This window comes from Ereboglobus sp. PH5-10 (genome assembly GCF_029504735.1).
Classification (GTDB): domain Bacteria; phylum Verrucomicrobiota; class Verrucomicrobiia; order Opitutales; family Opitutaceae; genus Ereboglobus.
The window spans coordinates 48,471-63,799 of record NZ_JAQFIP010000015.1 but is presented as its reverse complement, the minus strand read 5'-3'; the positions used below and the strand labels follow the sequence as shown (position 1 = coordinate 63,799).

The window sequence follows — 15,329 nt, the reverse complement described above, 5'->3', positions numbered from 1 at the left end:
CCGCGAAAAGTCCCCTCAAATCGACCCTCGCGTCCTGCTTCTATCCCCACTCCTTCTCGATGCCCCGATGGGTCAACTTCTGTCTGGACCTCCCGGGTAAATTTTGCGCGTGCCATTAACCCCGTGCGTGGCATTTTGCGCGGGAACCTTTCGCATCAAAACCACTCTTTCATTTCATCCATGCAAACAATCACGACGGTTTCTGAAATGCAGGCGTATGCAAACGACCTGTGCGCCCGGGGAAAAACAATCGGCCTCGTGCCCACGATGGGCGCGCTGCACGAAGGGCATCTCAGCCTGATCCGGCTCGCGGCGGAAAAAGCCGACGTGGTGATCGTCTCGGTTTTTGTGAACCCCACGCAGTTCGGACCGAGCGAGGATTTCAACAAATACCCGCGCGACTTGGGCCACGACCTGGAGCTCTGCGAAAAAACGGGGGCGCATGTGGTTTTTGCCCCGGCAAACGAGGAAATGTATCCGAAAGGCTACTCGACCTATGTGAACGAGGAACGCGTGGCCAAGCCCCTCGAGGGAATTTCGCGCCCGACGCATTTTCGCGGCGTCACAACCGTGGTCGCAAAGCTGTTCAACATCGTCCGCCCCACGTTTGCCATTTTCGGCCAAAAGGACGCCCAGCAAGCCGCCGTGCTCATGAAAATGACAGCTGACCTGAACTTCCAAGTGGAAATCCTCATGGCGCCGACAGTGCGCGAGGAAGGCGGGCTGGCGATGAGCTCGCGCAACCGCTACCTGACGAACACGCAACGGCAGGAGGCGCTTGCAATCAACGAGGCGCTGTCCCACGCAAAAACCATGGTGGAAAAAGGCGAGCGGCGCGTGGACCGCCTCGTCGCGGAAGTCACGCACATGATCGGCGAAAAGCGGCGGCTCCGCGTCATCTACGCGGCGATCGTCGACCGGCGCACAATGGAGCCGGCGCGCGAAGTCGTTCCCGGCGAGGCGCTCATGGTGATCGCCGTATGGGTGGACGAGGTGCGCCTGATCGACAACATGATTTTATGAGGCCACCGCCCGCGACACCCGGGTGCGCGGCGCAAAATCCGGGCATCCGGGATTTTTTGTTTTTGCGCTTCACATTCCGCGATCCGCAATCCGAAATCCGCATCCAATGAAAGTCACCGGTCTCGCCATTGTTCCGCCGCCATCCGCCGCCGACCAGCCGAAGGTCACGCCCGAGCTGCTCGCCTCGGTTCTCGCGCGCTACTCGCGCAGCAATGACGGGCTCGCAAACATCCTCTCCAAGGTCGATCTCGCCAACCCCGACGCGTCGATCGACCGCATCCTGAAATTTGTCGATTACGGGCACGCCTCCATCGGCGGACTCACCGGCGGCCTGGCCGTCGCGCTCGACGATGTCTCGATGTGGCTCGCGTATAAAATTTTCGAGCTCGCCCAAATGGCCGACGGCCAGGAATCGAGCACGCGCTACATCACCATGGCGCCGGCAAGCCTGCCAGACGCGGCGGAGCTCGGCATTCCCGACGATCTCGCCGCGCGCTGGCGCGACGTGATGGCGCGCGCCTTTGCCGCCTACAACACCGAGTATGCGCGCCTCGACGCCCTCGCCCTCGCCAAGCCGGAACTCGTGCGCATCCCCGCCGGCGCGAAAGAGGCGGTCGTCACGCGCCTGCGCAAAAACTACGCGCTCGACCGCGCCCGTTATTTCATCCCCTTTGCCACGCGCACCAACCTCGCGCTCGTGCAAAGCTCGCGCATGTGGGCGCAGCTCGTGAAACAACTCGACTCGCTCCCCCACCCCGAGGCGCGCGCCGCGGCGAAACTGCTGCGCGACGAATTGATGAAACAATCACCGCGCCTCATGCGCCACAGCAACGCCGACGCGGCGTGCCAGGCGCAGGCCGCCGCGGAGCTGGAAGCGAGCTGCTCGCTCGGATTGGAACGGCTTTCAACCGACGGCCTCGCCGATGAAACGTGGGTGCATGTGGACCGAGCCACGCCGCCGTTTTTGCCGGAGCGCCAGTCAATCGCCGACGCGCTGCGCCATCGCGCAAATCGTTACGGCCAGCAAGGCAGCGCGACACGGCGCATGCGCGTGACGTTTGCTTTCAACAACATCGCCATCGCCGAGCTGCGCGACCTGAACCGGCACCGCACGGGCAACCGCCACACGCCGCTGATACAGGCGGGCTTTTACCTGCCGCCGGAAATCGACCGCGCCGCGCACGCGCAATTGCTCGCCGACCAGGCGGAGCTGACGCGCGAGCTGATGCGACGCGGCTCGGCGGCGTATGTGCACGGCATGCTGCTCGGCGCGCAAACGCCCTTCGAGCACGGCACCCATGCGGACAAGTTCATCTACGAAGCCGAGCTGCGCACGGGAATGGGCGCGCATTTCCGTTACGCGGAGCACTTGAGCGCGGCGCTGCGCGAGTTCTTCAAACAAGTGCCGGAGGCAAAACAGTGGGTTGTCGAAGGCACGGCCGAGCCGGAATAAAACGCCCCCGATTTCGGCTGCGGGATTTTTATTAAATAACATCATTCATATATGTGGGTTTCGACTTTAAAGAGATACGCCGGGATTGTCTTTTATAGGACACTTGCCGGCATCAAATCCGAGGGACGCCAGAATTACCTGGGGTATCTGTGGTTTTTGCTGGAGCCAATGTTGAGCACGCTCGTGCTTTACATAGCGTTCTCCCAAATCACCGGCAAGGGCGGCCCCGAGTATGTGGTTTTTCTTATATTAGGCATGATCACATGGCAGTGGTTTGAAAGCTCGTGCATGCTCGGCGCCACGGCGATCAAGGCCAAATACGGCGTTCTTACGCAATTTAACCTTCCGAAATATATATTTCCGATTGTGTCCATCATGGTCAACACGTGGAAATTCCTGTGTGTGTTTGTGGTCATCCTGGTGACGGCCGCTGTGTTTGGATACACGCCCAACTTCCATTATGTATATTTGCCCGGGCTGATGTTGCTGCAGTTGTTGTTGATTATCGGCGTGACACTGCCGCTGACCATCGGCGCCACGCTCATGAACGATCTGCTCACGGTGGTAAGCTCCATATTCCGGCTGTTGTTCTTCATGTCGGGAATATTCTTTGACGCCTCGCTGGTGCCGGAGAATTTAAAATCCCTGTTTTATGCAAATCCGATGGCAGTCTTTATAGAATCCTATCGCGCGGTCGTGATCCACAACCAGCCCCCGCAAATGTCGCACTTGGCCGAGGCGGGCCTAGTCAGCATGGCGTTCCTCGCCCTCGGCATGATTCTTCATGCCTATTATGATAAAAAAATACTCAAACTGACCAATGCCTGATCCTGCGATGACGCCACTAATTACACTGGACAATGTCGGTTTGTGCTACCGTCCGCAAAGGACTATTTTCTCAAGGACAAAAAAGGAAATATGGGCCTTGCGCGGTTTGAACCTGCAAATTTATGAGGGTGAAAAACTTGGCATCATAGGCCGCAATGGATGCGGCAAAAGCACATTGATGCGCGTGCTCGCCGGCATATATGGCATAGACGAGGGGAAGATGTTGTTTTCCCGGCCCAATGTGCACGTCGAGCTGCTCTCCCTAGGCGTGGGATTTGAGGGCAACCTGACCGGTGAGGAAAATGCCATCCTCAACGGCATGCTCATGGGAAAATCAAGGGGGCACATGCTGGAACGAATAGATAAAATACGCGAATTCTCCGGCCTTGGTGATTTTTTTGATTATCCGGTGTATACATATTCATCCGGCATGAACCTGCGGCTGGGCTTTTCCGTCGCGATGGAAACGGACCCCGATGTTTTATTGATAGACGAGGTGCTTGGCGTGGGCGACGAAGTGTTTGCCGCCAAATCGGAGGCAGCCATAAAGGAGAAATTCTCGTCAAACCGCACGGTGGTGTTGATTTCGCACGACGCGGAAACAATAAAACGCATGTGCGGGCGCGCCATCTGGCTTGAAAAAGGCCAGATCCTCGCGGAAGGCGATCCCGGCGAGGTCGCGGAAAAATATCACACGGGCGCGCATCAATATAAAATTTAGCCATCAAATGAGCCAGGTATTATACGATGTCACGCACACCTCGCATACAAACGCGAACACGGGAATCCAGCGTGTGATCAGACGCCTGCACAGGCATTGGCCCAAGAATAAAGAGCCTTCTTTGCTGCCAGTCGTCCATGACAAGTATGCGCACGCATGGCGACGCATGGACGCGGACGAGACTGACAATTTGATGTTTACAGCGGACAAATCCGTCGGTGAGAGGAGAGGCGCGTCATGGTCATTGAGCCAGAGAATAAGGGGGCGTGTTTCCCGTGTGTTTCCGAAAAAAAAATATTACCATTTGAGCAAGGCGTCCGGATTTATTTGCGGGGAGCTATTTCTGGACGAATGCCGATTGAAAGCGTTTTCGCAATTGAAAACAGAACTGCCTGTGACGGGGCCGCGCGTTGCGATTTTTCATGACATGATCGCGGTCCAGTCACCTGAATTGGCCCCACGGGCAACTGTCGCGAAATACCACACCTATTTGGAGCGACTTTTGAGTTTTGATATAATAGCATCCGTGTCTGATTACAGCCGGGATTGCCTCGTTTCGTATTGGAAATCCAAAAGCATCGCCCAAATACCCCAAATCACAACCATTCCGCTGGGCGTTGATGAAGTGGCCGGTGCCACAAGCTTGGAACTCCCGTATGACAAAACACCAATGATCCTTTCGGTGGGCACGTTGGAGGGGCGCAAAAACCATGTGGCTTTGCTGGAAGCATGCGAACTGCTGTGGACGAAAGGTTTGCATTTTCGTCTCAGGCTAATAGGCATGTTGAACAAGGAAACCGGCGTGGCGGCGATGGAAAAAATACAATTATTAAAAGCCAAAAACAGGCAGATCGAGTGGTATTTCAACGCGTCGGATGAGTTTTTAAAAAAATCCTACAAAGAGTGCATTTTTACCGTGTATCCCTCGTTATGCGAAGGCTTCGGCCTCCCAGTATTGGAAAGTCTCGCGCATGGACGGGCCTGTGTGTGTTCCGGCCTGACCGCCATGGCGGAGGTTGCGGCTGGGGGAGGCTGCGTTTTGACCGGCGAACCCAATTCCGACAATATAGCCCGGGGCATAGAGTCGTTGTTGGTCGATCAAAATATGAACGCCTCATTGTCGACCGCCGCCATGTCCAGAAATATCCGAACATGGGATGACTATGCACTCGACTTGCATGCGTTGCTGGCAAATGGAATGCCGGGCGGTGTTATTTAACTGGGCCAGCCCGGATCGATATTTCACCAGCAAGCCACACGTTACAAAAAGGCGAAACGCATCAAGAATCCTTAATTATTTTATGCAAGGGGATCACTGGTTTGTCCATAATGTCGAGCAAGATGGCCTGCAGTAGCATTTGCGTTCCGAGTATGATGGGTAAAAATGCCAAGGCTACTGTTCCCGCTGTTTGCGCCTGGCTGTTGACTTCGCCCAAAATCCATCTGTATCCACCAAACAGACCGCCTCCGGCGCAAAGCATTGTCCCGAGAGTCAACAAGACGGTGGTTGCGTTTACATTGTAAATAAAATATTTGAGTATTATACGGTTTATAAGGCTCATTATAAGTTTCACGGGAAATTCCACCAATGATTTGCCTATGCTTAGGGAGGAATGCTCGTTATCGTATTTTGCTGGTATGGGGACATCACACGCAACTGCATTAATTATGTTCATGTGGACCAATAGGCTGGTTTCGAAGAAATAACGCTTGGCGAGACGTTTGCTTGAAAACATGTTCAATATGGATGAGTGGAGCGCCAGATAACCGTTGGTGGGATCAGAAATATGCCAGAAGCCACTGGCGAATTTTGTCAATAGTGTGAGCCCTATGTTTCCAATGCGCCGCACCAGCGGCATGGATTGCAACTCATTCAAATGATAAAATCTGTTTCCTTTTGTAAAGTCGGCCAGTCCTGATTCTATGGGGTGAATAAGACGGCGCAGGTAGGCAGGATCCATTTGTCCGTCACCGTCCATTTTTATAATAATATCGCATCCGTGCTTGAGCGCGGCCGTGAAGCCTGCAGTGCAGGCCCCGCCCACGCCTTGGTTGCTTTCATTATATATAACAGTCAATCTTTCATCCCTGCAGTTCAATTTTAGAAAGTCCCCCGTCTTTTCGGGACAGCAATCGTCAATGGCAAAAATGCTGTCAACCCAGGTCGGAATCGTTGCGATAACCGTAAGAATGCGCGCCCTAACTTTGTAACATGGAATTATAATGGCAATTTTGTTCTTGTTTAGCATGTGTGCGTGAGGTTTTGAATATAAAGAATCATTGTTCCAGGGAAAGTATCTCCAGCCTTGAAATTGCAATGCCGAGTTTTCTTGAATCATTTCCCATGTTCAACTCCGCGGGGGATTTTGGATTTGGCACGATGATTTCGATGTCATGCCAAGGAATCGGGCAAACGAACGCGAGAGGGCCTACTTTGGCCCTTCCCTGTTCCAGTTTGAACTTGTGGCTCGTGTTTCCGGCTCTAATTACGAATTCCTCGTCCTTGTTCGGACCAAAGGCTTCCGCTGTTAAGACCAATGAAAATGATTTTGGGAGAGGATGCTTAAATCGTATTTTGACAAGCTCGGAGTCAGACCATCTGCCAAACACCTCCTGCCCGGAAAGACCTGCCGTGGATTCCACAGCAAATCCCTTGTCGTAACGGGTGAAATCCACAATAATTTTATCGTTGGCGTGGGCAAGTATGAAACTCGGGCACACAACACGCTGGTATTGCGTTGGTGTTTCGATGGTATTGCTGATTATCAAAAACCAGCGATCCGGCCATCGTTTGAACAAGTCATTAGGATCACCAATATCGTCCTTGTGCATCAGGACAACCTTGTTCGAGTCCGTGAAAAATAAGGCTGCGAAAAGACCGCTCCATGCGTCTCCGATGATAGTGAGCTTGTCAATGTCGTGTTGCAAAAACTCCTTGGTGAACCGTCCTCCAATTGTGTAGTCCGTGTCGACTTTTTCCTTTTTAAAATATGAAAAGAAGAACACCATGGAAATAGCGGAAAGCAGGGGGATGTAACCCCAGAGGGTAATCCGGGCGGCCAGCTTCTTTTTAATGAAAAACAGCGCTCCAATAGATGTGGCGGCAACGATCAAAATACCAAAAATGCCGGGTTGGCCCATCAGTGAAAATAGTTCGGGGCAGTCAACCACACCAAGCGCGAAGTATTTTTTTATAATTTTATATGAAATCGGCGGCAATATGACTATCAGCAAGGAGGGAATTAAAAGTTTTGCGCCTCTCTTTACCCCGGGCAGGCGGCGCTCAGCTCCGGCAAGCAAAATAAGAAAAATCGGAAAGGCAAAGTTATAGTAACGAAGATGCAACCTAGTCGCGATTTCGTAAGGGCCTTGTTCCGCCGCGATAGCCGTGTAAAGGCCCGTGACCGGTATTAGTGTGGCCATGCAGAAAACACCCCAGAGCATCAGTTTTTGATAGCGATCATCCGAGGCAGGGTGTCGTGACGCCACTGTGTATAATATGACGATGATCGGTAGTCCGTATAGAAGAAGCACCGCAATGAGATTTCCTGAAACGGATAGACCGATATTGCCAATATTGGCTTGCAGCATTTCAGGACTCATTTTCAGTCCGCCATAAAATTTCCCTGTCAGACTAAGTCCGTTTTGCCCCGCAATGAGATACCCCAGCGCAAATCGCGTCATTAGAGTGAACCCTGAAAATGTCAGCGTCGGGAGCAGTTTGCTTTTAAGCGCCCCCCCTGGGGAAGTGAACCCCTTGATCAGAAGAAACACACATATGGCCGGAATTAAAAAACAAGCATGAAATTTCACCATCATCCCGCAACCAACCCAAACACCGATTATGGCGGCCCTGGCGAACAAATTGAGTTTTTCCGGATAAAACAGGAGCCATGTTAAAATCCAAAAAAACAGAAAATACAAACTTTCCGGCATAAAGTAGGTCGTGTAGGAACCAAATGGCAGCAGTAGCGCCAATGTTGCAACGCCTATTGATGTTTTTTCAGATGCCACCAGTCTGCAAATTGAGTGTATGAATGGAAGGGCTGCGACATAAATAAAAATATTTATATATTTTACCACCGCAAGAAAATCCTTCTCAAACAAAATTATAATTTTGTAGAGAATAAAATAAACATAAGAGGGAAACTTTGCCTCAGCGATCGGCAAAAGACGCGTGCTTTCATTGTATAGCCATTCATCTGCCATTACATATGGTATGCCTTGCCCGATGGAGGAAAGAAACAAGTGGTATGCCACCACTAGAAGTGCGGCCAATCCCAGATAGTGGGTCGCATGGGATGCGGGAGTTGTGTTATTTGTCATAAAATCCTTTCGCGTGTTCCTTGGCCGACATCGCAAGCGTGTCTTTCAATAACTTATCCAGCGTGTCTTTCCATGTGGGAAGCGACCGTTTTTTAAGGGTTCGGGCCTCATGCGGAAGGGTTAACGCTTCCATAATTGCGCTTGCCAAGGATTGCGGTGAAGTGGGATCAAAAAAAACGTCAGCGTCAACAATGCTTTCCCTGAAAACCTCGATATCGGATGCTATTATAGGTAGCCCATAATGAGCCGCCTCGACAAGGGGCAGCCCATACCCCTCGTTTATGGATGCGGCAATCAGGCAAGCCGCATTTTGATAACACCTTAATAGCGTCTCATCGTCCGCACTATCAAAAAATAGTAAGTCCGTATTAATTTTCGGATGATCTTTAATTCTTTCATAAATCTTATCGGCAAGCCAACCCCTGCGACCAACAATGCATAGTCGTGCATTTATGTTTTGGCTCCAGAGCGCGTCAAATGCGTCCAACGCAAGAGCGTGATTCTTTCGTGGTTCAAGTGTGCCAACCATAAGGAACACCGGACCGCCGCTCGGCCAGGGCGGAGTCTTATAACCGGTTTGGGCTGGTGGCTTTGGGGCTGCGCCTAGGGGTATCACATCAACCTTTTGAAATTTCAGGGGTGTTATAGTTTGCCCCTCCTCGGCAACCCAGCGCGAGTAATCTGTTGCCACGGTGCGCGATATCGCGCTCACCCGATTTGCGGTTTGTGAGAGGAATTTAAGATACTTTTGATGCAATTCTTTTCCCTCCGGCGGATAGAACTCGGGATGCAATACCGGCAGAAGATCATAAAGAATAGCATGGATATCGATTTGGGCTTTCCTGAGTTTTTCCCATATCGGTGATGTTGAGAGCAGGTCATGCCTAAGTTCCGCGATGAGGAGCGTGTCACCGTGCTGGAGATGAACGGTTTGTTGAGTTGACTCCCATTTGTTTGTATCACTGTTTTTATAAAGAGCATAATAATCGGTGCCTGCCGAGTTCAACGCCACCGGCCAAATGTCGATCTGGCGGTTGCCGAGCTCCACAAAAATGGAATGCACCACCCTTTGGATACCGGTCATATAACCCTCGTTCCATTGTTTGGAAAAAAGAGTAATGTCATAATAGAACCGGGGGGGTCTCAGGGTGACCTCCGTTTCACAAAGTTGCGTGATCCAGCGCTCGCCTTTTTCCAAGTCTGCAGCACTAGGCCGTATGGAATTTAATAACTTTATGTGACTATTTGATTTGGAATTTGCAGTGAACGACTCAATCGCTCTATAATAGAGTTGGGCGACTTGCTCAGGGGCGTGGTTGTGCGCAATCCATTTCCTCGCGGCATTGGCAAATGCTTTTGCCGCCCCTGGATTCTCAATTAGTTTTTTCAGCGTTTCGGCCACGGCATCAGATGTCAGTTCGCCTTCGACAAAACAAATGGCGTCAGGCGGGTAGCCACTGAATGATGCAAAATTATTGGCAACGACCGGCACGGAATTGGCCATGCAATCGAGCAACGCGCCCGAGGTTTCACCCCTTGAGGAGGAACGCAACTGCACTGCAACATTAGCCGAATGCATCCAGTGCGCATAATCGGCATCGTTTGCATAGCCAGTTATCTTAATACGATTCTTAAATTTACTGTTGGCCAACCGTTTTCTCAATTGCGCACCATGTGCGTCATCCAACAATTCTCCAACAAAACATAACATTATCTTTTTGCCTGGCATGCATGCGGCTAATTTTTCGAAGGCCTCGATTAACAACATGGGGCTCTTGGTCGCGGTTATGTGCCCGAAGCTGCAAATGGTGAAATCATTCGCTCTCTCAGTTTCGGTGTTCTCATTCTCAGCGACAAGAGACACTCTCTTTAACAACGGGATGACAGCGTGTGGCGCGGCAACCCCTTCAGGATAGTGTCGATCAATAAGTGCTTGCGCGTAACCCGAATGCACAATCACACCCAGGGCACTTTCGAATACGAGGCTGTTGGCCGGGCATTCGGTAATCGCCTGAAGTGCCGTCTCGGAGTTTTTATACATGGTCATTGCCTTATGGCCGCCGTGCCTGAGCAGCTCGCGCGTCAAACATTCAGGATAAATTTTATTATGCTCCATGTAGTCAAGCAGTCCGGAAATATAAAAATCGTGAAGAACCGCGATTCCGGGATGTTTTTGCAAAAGGCTTAATATTTCAATGTGATAAGCGCTGTTGCCCACATGATAGAGTATGGCATCATAATCTTTAGCCATTTTGTCCAATTCAGCATACGAATGTATCTCAAATAGTGCGGACAACCGCTCGTCGGGTTCGAATGATTTGTCCGTGAAAACATCAATTTGATAAAAGGCACTGAGAACATTGAGCAGCTCCGCGGAAAACACAGCAATGCCCGTGCGCTGCGGGGGAATGGGTGAAACAAAAGCGAGTCTTTTCAGCGGGTGCCTATGGAATAATGCGGTGCGCTTGTTTGTATTTTTGATTGCGAGGGCGGCCTCCCATATTATGCGAGCTTTTTTTGCGGTATTCTCCCAGCTAAAACTTTCCGCTTGCTTGAGTCCGGTTTTGATAAGGGACTGTCTATAATTCTCATCACGCATCAAGGTGACAAGCAGGTCCGCCAGGGGCTCCGGCGTGTTGGCATCAAAAAGAGCATCCCGGCGGTTGATGATTTCGGGCAGACTGGAATTGTTTGCGGCTATGGTTGGGGCTCCGCACGACATGGCTTCGAGGACTGGGAGACCGAACCCTTCATAAAGGGACGGAAACACAAAAGCATGGCAGTATCTGTAGAGCAACGGCAGATCATCATCAGGCACATAGCCCGTGAACACAATATCATCCGGATTCAACCCGAGCTGGGCAGCTTGCCGGCGGAGCTTGTCCAACTCGGCGGAAGGCAAGGCGCATACTATTGCAAAGCAAAACCCGCGTCTCAATTCTCCGGGGACAAGCGAAAACGATTTTATGGCACCCTCGATATTTTTTCGCCAATCCGAACCGCCTGTATACATGAAATAGGGGCGGTTTATTTTATATTTTTTAGCAATCAGCTCTTTTTCTGTTTCCTTTTTGACGCCTGTTTTGAACCGTGGGTGACAGGCTGCCGATATGTTAAACACCCGGTCGGGGTCGAGGGCCAGCAGTTCGATGGTATCTCTTCGAGTGCTTTCCGATATAGCGAGAAAGATATCGTGATGCTTCAGTGTTTCTATTCTGTTCAGATACCAGCGCTTGGCTCGTGCGTCCCTCAAATAAATGTTTTCAAATTTCAGGGGAATCAGGTCATAGACGGTAACAGAGTGCAGCCATGGCGCCATGTTGGCGGGGGAGGGGAGACAGACTTCCGGTTCAAAGAAGCTGGAAGTATGCACGACCTCGGGATTGATGCGCGCACAGGCCCAGTTAATTGAGGCGGCTTGCAGTCTGGCATCAGCAGATTCAACTGGGGTTGAGAATCCGCTCATTTCCGGCAGATCGATGAGTTTCAGGCGGTGTTCGGGAATGTCACCGGAAACTGCGGTCTTTATATCCGGCACGCTTTCGGGATAATTGCATGCGCCTAGCAAATGGACGCGGTCATCCGAGTGGAGTTTTGCATAGGTTTGCGCCAAGGCCATTGAGTAATTACCCAAGCCCCGGTTCCGTCCGTTGTTGGTTTGGCACGGAAATATATTAAAAAGTGTTCTCATGAATTTTTGTCAAATACCCGATTCGGAACGTTTCTTCCTGAAATATTGTAAAATTCTCTCTTCAGTTAGCGGCTCCGTCACGGCAGATGCTGCATCCAGAATTGATCGCTGCGATTGTTGCGCGGCTGGCATTGAAGGGATGCATGGGAGCGGGTGAGGAGAATATTTTTTTGCGCCACACAGGGACGCGAATGCCCGATACAAATGCGTGTGCCAGGGTTTTTCTCCCTTTACAAAAATGCCGAGACCCGCGCGATAGAGGTGCGTGTGCCAGGGAACGCGGATGTTTGCGTAATGTTTTTTAGGCCGGGCGTTTTTGGCCGGAGATTGTTTATAATGGCGGTCTCCTATGAGGACACGCATCGCCCGGTAGAGGTGCGTCCCGGTTGTCGAGGAATACAGAAGTTTTCGCAAGCGCTCGATTTCCGACTGCCGCGCATTGATCACGGCCTGCATTTGTTCACTTGTTGATGTGGCGTGTCTTTGCAGATCGGCATTATCTTTTTGTAATTTTGCATTTGTGCTTTTTAATATGCCAATGCTTTTATCTTTTTCGCTGATTTGCCCTTCTAGTTCCTCCGCATGGTGTTTCGACTGGATGCGCAATTCTTCAAATTTTTCCGCGAGCATTTGAATTTCCTTTTGCATTTGTTTCATCGCAGCCTCCGCTGCGCGCTGCGTTTCGGCAAACTCACGTTGACATTGGTCAAGCTCATTTTGTTTTTCATCAAGCTCCCGCTGCGTTGCTTGCTCAGCTTGTAGTTTTGTATAAACTGCGAAGTCATCGAATATGCCCGGGGGATATATGAGATGTTTTTTCAGGGCTGATTGTTCTGTTGCAAGATAATACCGGTTTACGCCGTCGAAATATACATATGCGTAGTTTGCATCGACTATATAGTGTTCCCATTGCCCATGGGCGGGATCCTGCGTGCCGGGTGCAATCGCCTCAATAACCAGTATCCAAGGGCGGTATTTTTGAAAATCCATGCCCTCTATTATTTCCGTCTCCATGCCCTCGACATCGATTTTTAGAAAATGAATGTCGCGATTCGCATAGGGGGCGAGAATGTCTTTGAGTGGATAGACGGGGACGGTGGTTTTGGTGACAGACCAGCCGCTTTGCCCGTGCTTTTCGGCAATTTGCGACACCGCGGTCGAGAGGCCGGTGTTCGGGATGTTGTTAAACTCGATTTCCCCGACGGTTTTGCCGGCGGCGCAGCTCAGCGTGATGTCGCGGGGGCGTTCGTTGACGAGTTTGCGGTAATAATCCTGATTCGGCTCGATGTTCACTCCCGTCCAGCCGAGGTCGTAAAAGGCCTTGGTAACCGAATCGATGACGGGATCGTTGGCTCCGACATCCACATAGAACCCGTTTTTGACGTCTTTTAGCGCGCGATGAAGAATTACGTCCTCAAGATTCTGAGCATAGGAAATGAATGACATGGGTAAAAATTAAGATGAAAGAGAGATTGCGGGGGCGTTTGTTTGGCAACCCTTGGCCCCGGATATGAACGCCCGCAAGATCGCATTTTATAATATATTGGTTTCCACTAAGTTGTGTTCTTTTGTAAATAATGGCTAAAATGCAAACAAAAGTATTATGACAATGCAAGTGCCCGCGCACGCATTCCTTTCCGCTGCACATTGGGACGAGGGCGGCTTGGGCGCGGCATCATCTCAGTGGGAAGCTCACGGTTCGACGGGGCTTGCATCCTGTAACTCGCAAGCAGCGAGCCTGTTGCCCAATACGCCAACAACTTACGGACACTTGGCACATCAAGTTTTTCAAAAAAGGGTAAAATTTCTTGCATCGGGTGGGTGTTGCCACATCTTGAGTGTCCCTCCCGCCAAAAATCTTAAGTAGAGCCTAGCTCCTTAGGGTTTATTCGCCCGGTCTCACCACCGGGCGATTTTTTTTGCACAACGTGCCGCCGACTGATGGGTTCCGTGGCTGTCATGCTGCATATTGTCCTCTTCCAGCCGGAAATCCCCCAGAACACGGGCAACATCGGGCGCATGTGCGCGCTTACGAAGTCGAGACTGCACCTGATCCATCCGCTCGGTTTCAAGATCACCGATGCGCAACTGCGGCGCGCGGGCATGGATTATTGGTATTCGCTCGACGTGCATCATCACAACGACTGGCCCGCCTTTCGTGCGAGTCCCGCAGCACCCGGCGGGCGCTTGTGGTTGTTCACCACAAAAACGAAACGCTCGTTTTGGGACGCGGGATTTGCGGACGGCGACGGGCTGGTTTTTGGAAACGAGGGTGGAGGCGCGCCCGAATGGCTGCACTCGGAGCTCGGCGAGGAGGCGCGAGTGACGATTCCCCACGCGAACCCCGCGTTGCGCTCGCTCAACTTGAGCACGGCGGCGGGCATTGCGTGCTACGAGGCGCTGCGGCAGACGCAGCTGCTGGGGTAGCGCGCGGCGGGTTTTTAGAGCTTCAGTTTTTTGAGTGTTTTGTTGGCAGCGGCGATGTCGTGGAACGCCGGATCGAACGTCTCGTCTTTTTCGTGGCCCATCCATTCGCGCATGTTGGCGTGCTCGGGGTGCTTCGGGTCGGCGAGGATTTCCACAAGATCGCAGTAGCCGGGAACGCTGCCGCAGTCATCGGGCGGGCAGGCGTTTTTGCCGTCTAGGACTTCGGCGCGGGTGAGGCGTGCCTCGACGGGCTCAAGTTTTTCGAGCACGATTTCGTGCTCCCAGTTGTCGCCGAAATCGTAGGTGTAGACGCATTTGGATTTTGCCTCCGGCATCATGTCGTCGAGGCGGTATTTGCGTTCGTCGAGTATTTCCGGGCCGGCGCCGAACATGCCGAAGCTGTCCTCTTCCTCGTATGGTATTTGATAGATGGTTATTTTGGGGCTGACTTTGATTTTGGGTATAATTTTGGCTTTGGTTCTGGTCTCGAAGGCGTGCAGGTGGCTGTTGGTCCAGCCCATCGCGATTTGGATGACGTCGTGAAGTTTCGGGAGGTTGATGTCGTGGGGAACAAGGACGCGCCGCCAGATGGCGGGCGAGAGGTGTTTGAGCGTGATTTTAAGCCGGGCGGTTTGCGCGGCGGTTTTGTTGATGACGACCATGAGACGGGGAGGTTGTTGAGATTTTAAGGGGTTGTTTCGGATTAAGGTTTTTCTGATTTTTTATCCATGGAGGGCGTGGAGCGGCTTTGCCGCAACCGAAGGCTTTTTAACCGCAGATGGACACAGATATACGCAGATCCCGAAAGGAAATTAATTTTGCGGTTCGATGGTTTTAATATCTGCGTATGTCTGAGGTTG

At 51.7% G+C, this 15,329-nt stretch carries 11 protein-coding genes; 6 read left to right on the top strand and 5 right to left on the bottom strand.

Annotation, left to right across the window (positions count from 1 at the left end):
• Nucleotides 1–180: 180 nt before the first annotated feature.
• The 5 genes from panC to M2447_RS11495 all read left to right on the top strand — a co-directional run bounded on the left by panC (nt 181) and on the right by M2447_RS11495 (nt 5,244).
• Complete coding sequence (gene panC, locus M2447_RS11515; RefSeq protein ID WP_277508658.1) at nt 181–1,023, top strand: pantoate--beta-alanine ligase; 843 nt, start codon at nt 181–183, stop codon at nt 1,021–1,023.
• A gap of 106 nt (nt 1,024–1,129) precedes the next feature.
• Nucleotides 1,130–2,476, top strand: coding sequence for an FAD-dependent thymidylate synthase (locus M2447_RS11510; RefSeq protein WP_277508660.1), 1,347 nt, complete (start codon nt 1,130–1,132; stop codon nt 2,474–2,476).
• Between the two features lie 51 nt (nt 2,477–2,527).
• Entirely contained in the window at nt 2,528–3,304 is a 777-nt protein-coding gene (locus tag M2447_RS11505) for an ABC transporter permease (RefSeq protein WP_277508661.1), read from the top strand.
• A gap of 106 nt (nt 3,305–3,410) precedes the next feature.
• On the top strand, nt 3,411–4,025 hold the full coding sequence (locus M2447_RS11500) for an ATP-binding cassette domain-containing protein (RefSeq protein ID WP_277558721.1): 615 nt from the start codon (nt 3,411–3,413) through the stop codon (nt 4,023–4,025).
• A gap of 7 nt (nt 4,026–4,032) precedes the next feature.
• Nucleotides 4,033–5,244: a glycosyltransferase gene (locus tag M2447_RS11495; protein ID WP_277558720.1), complete on the top strand. Its 1,212-nt coding sequence runs from the start codon at nt 4,033–4,035 to the stop codon at nt 5,242–5,244.
• Nucleotides 5,245–5,305: 61 nt separating this feature from the next.
• Here M2447_RS11495 and M2447_RS11490 read toward each other — a convergent pair whose 3' ends face one another.
• Genes M2447_RS11490 through M2447_RS11475 form a run of 4 tightly spaced genes read right to left on the bottom strand, consistent with a single transcriptional unit; the run spans nt 5,306 to nt 13,488 of the window.
• Entirely contained in the window at nt 5,306–6,274 is a 969-nt protein-coding gene (locus M2447_RS11490; protein ID WP_277558719.1) for a glycosyltransferase, read from the bottom strand.
• A 28-nt stretch (nt 6,275–6,302) separates the two neighbouring features.
• Entirely contained in the window at nt 6,303–8,351 is a 2,049-nt protein-coding gene (locus tag M2447_RS11485; RefSeq protein WP_277558718.1) for a hypothetical protein, read from the bottom strand.
• Nucleotides 8,341–12,042, bottom strand: coding sequence for a glycosyltransferase (locus tag M2447_RS11480; RefSeq protein ID WP_277558717.1), 3,702 nt, complete (start codon nt 12,040–12,042; stop codon nt 8,341–8,343). The genes M2447_RS11485 and M2447_RS11480 overlap by 11 nt, the downstream gene beginning before the upstream one ends.
• 9 nt (nt 12,043–12,051) lie before the next feature.
• Nucleotides 12,052–13,488, bottom strand: a complete 1,437-nt coding sequence (locus tag M2447_RS11475; protein WP_277558716.1) for an FkbM family methyltransferase — start codon at nt 13,486–13,488, stop codon at nt 12,052–12,054.
• Between the two features lie 513 nt (nt 13,489–14,001).
• Between M2447_RS11475 and M2447_RS11470 the strand changes: the two genes are divergently transcribed.
• Nucleotides 14,002–14,469, top strand: coding sequence for a tRNA (cytidine(34)-2'-O)-methyltransferase (locus M2447_RS11470; RefSeq protein ID WP_277558715.1), 468 nt, complete (start codon nt 14,002–14,004; stop codon nt 14,467–14,469).
• A gap of 14 nt (nt 14,470–14,483) precedes the next feature.
• On the opposite strand, the gene M2447_RS11465 is transcribed toward M2447_RS11470, so the two are convergent.
• Nucleotides 14,484–15,131, bottom strand: a complete 648-nt coding sequence (locus tag M2447_RS11465) for a plasmid pRiA4b ORF-3 family protein (protein WP_277558714.1) — start codon at nt 15,129–15,131, stop codon at nt 14,484–14,486.
• Nucleotides 15,132–15,329: the final 198 nt, after the last annotated feature.

What these genes read in the sequence shown, in the direction of transcription:
- M2447_RS11465 (WP_277558714.1), bottom strand. Translation starts at nt 15,131, where the DNA reads ATGGTCGTCATCAACAAAACCGCCGCGCAAACCGCCCGGCTTAAAATC.
- M2447_RS11505 (WP_277508661.1), top strand. Translation starts at nt 2,528, where the DNA reads ATGTGGGTTTCGACTTTAAAGAGATACGCCGGGATTGTCTTTTATAGG.
- M2447_RS11470 (WP_277558715.1), top strand. Translation starts at nt 14,002, where the DNA reads ATGCTGCATATTGTCCTCTTCCAGCCGGAAATCCCCCAGAACACGGGC.
- M2447_RS11485 (WP_277558718.1), bottom strand. Translation starts at nt 8,351, where the DNA reads ATGACAAATAACACAACTCCCGCATCCCATGCGACCCACTATCTGGGA.
- M2447_RS11510 (WP_277508660.1), top strand. Translation starts at nt 1,130, where the DNA reads ATGAAAGTCACCGGTCTCGCCATTGTTCCGCCGCCATCCGCCGCCGAC.
- M2447_RS11495 (WP_277558720.1), top strand. Translation starts at nt 4,033, where the DNA reads ATGAGCCAGGTATTATACGATGTCACGCACACCTCGCATACAAACGCG.
- M2447_RS11490 (WP_277558719.1), bottom strand. Translation starts at nt 6,274, where the DNA reads ATGCTAAACAAGAACAAAATTGCCATTATAATTCCATGTTACAAAGTT.
- M2447_RS11475 (WP_277558716.1), bottom strand. Translation starts at nt 13,488, where the DNA reads ATGTCATTCATTTCCTATGCTCAGAATCTTGAGGACGTAATTCTTCAT.
- M2447_RS11480 (WP_277558717.1), bottom strand. Translation starts at nt 12,042, where the DNA reads ATGAGAACACTTTTTAATATATTTCCGTGCCAAACCAACAACGGACGG.
- panC (WP_277508658.1), top strand. Translation starts at nt 181, where the DNA reads ATGCAAACAATCACGACGGTTTCTGAAATGCAGGCGTATGCAAACGAC.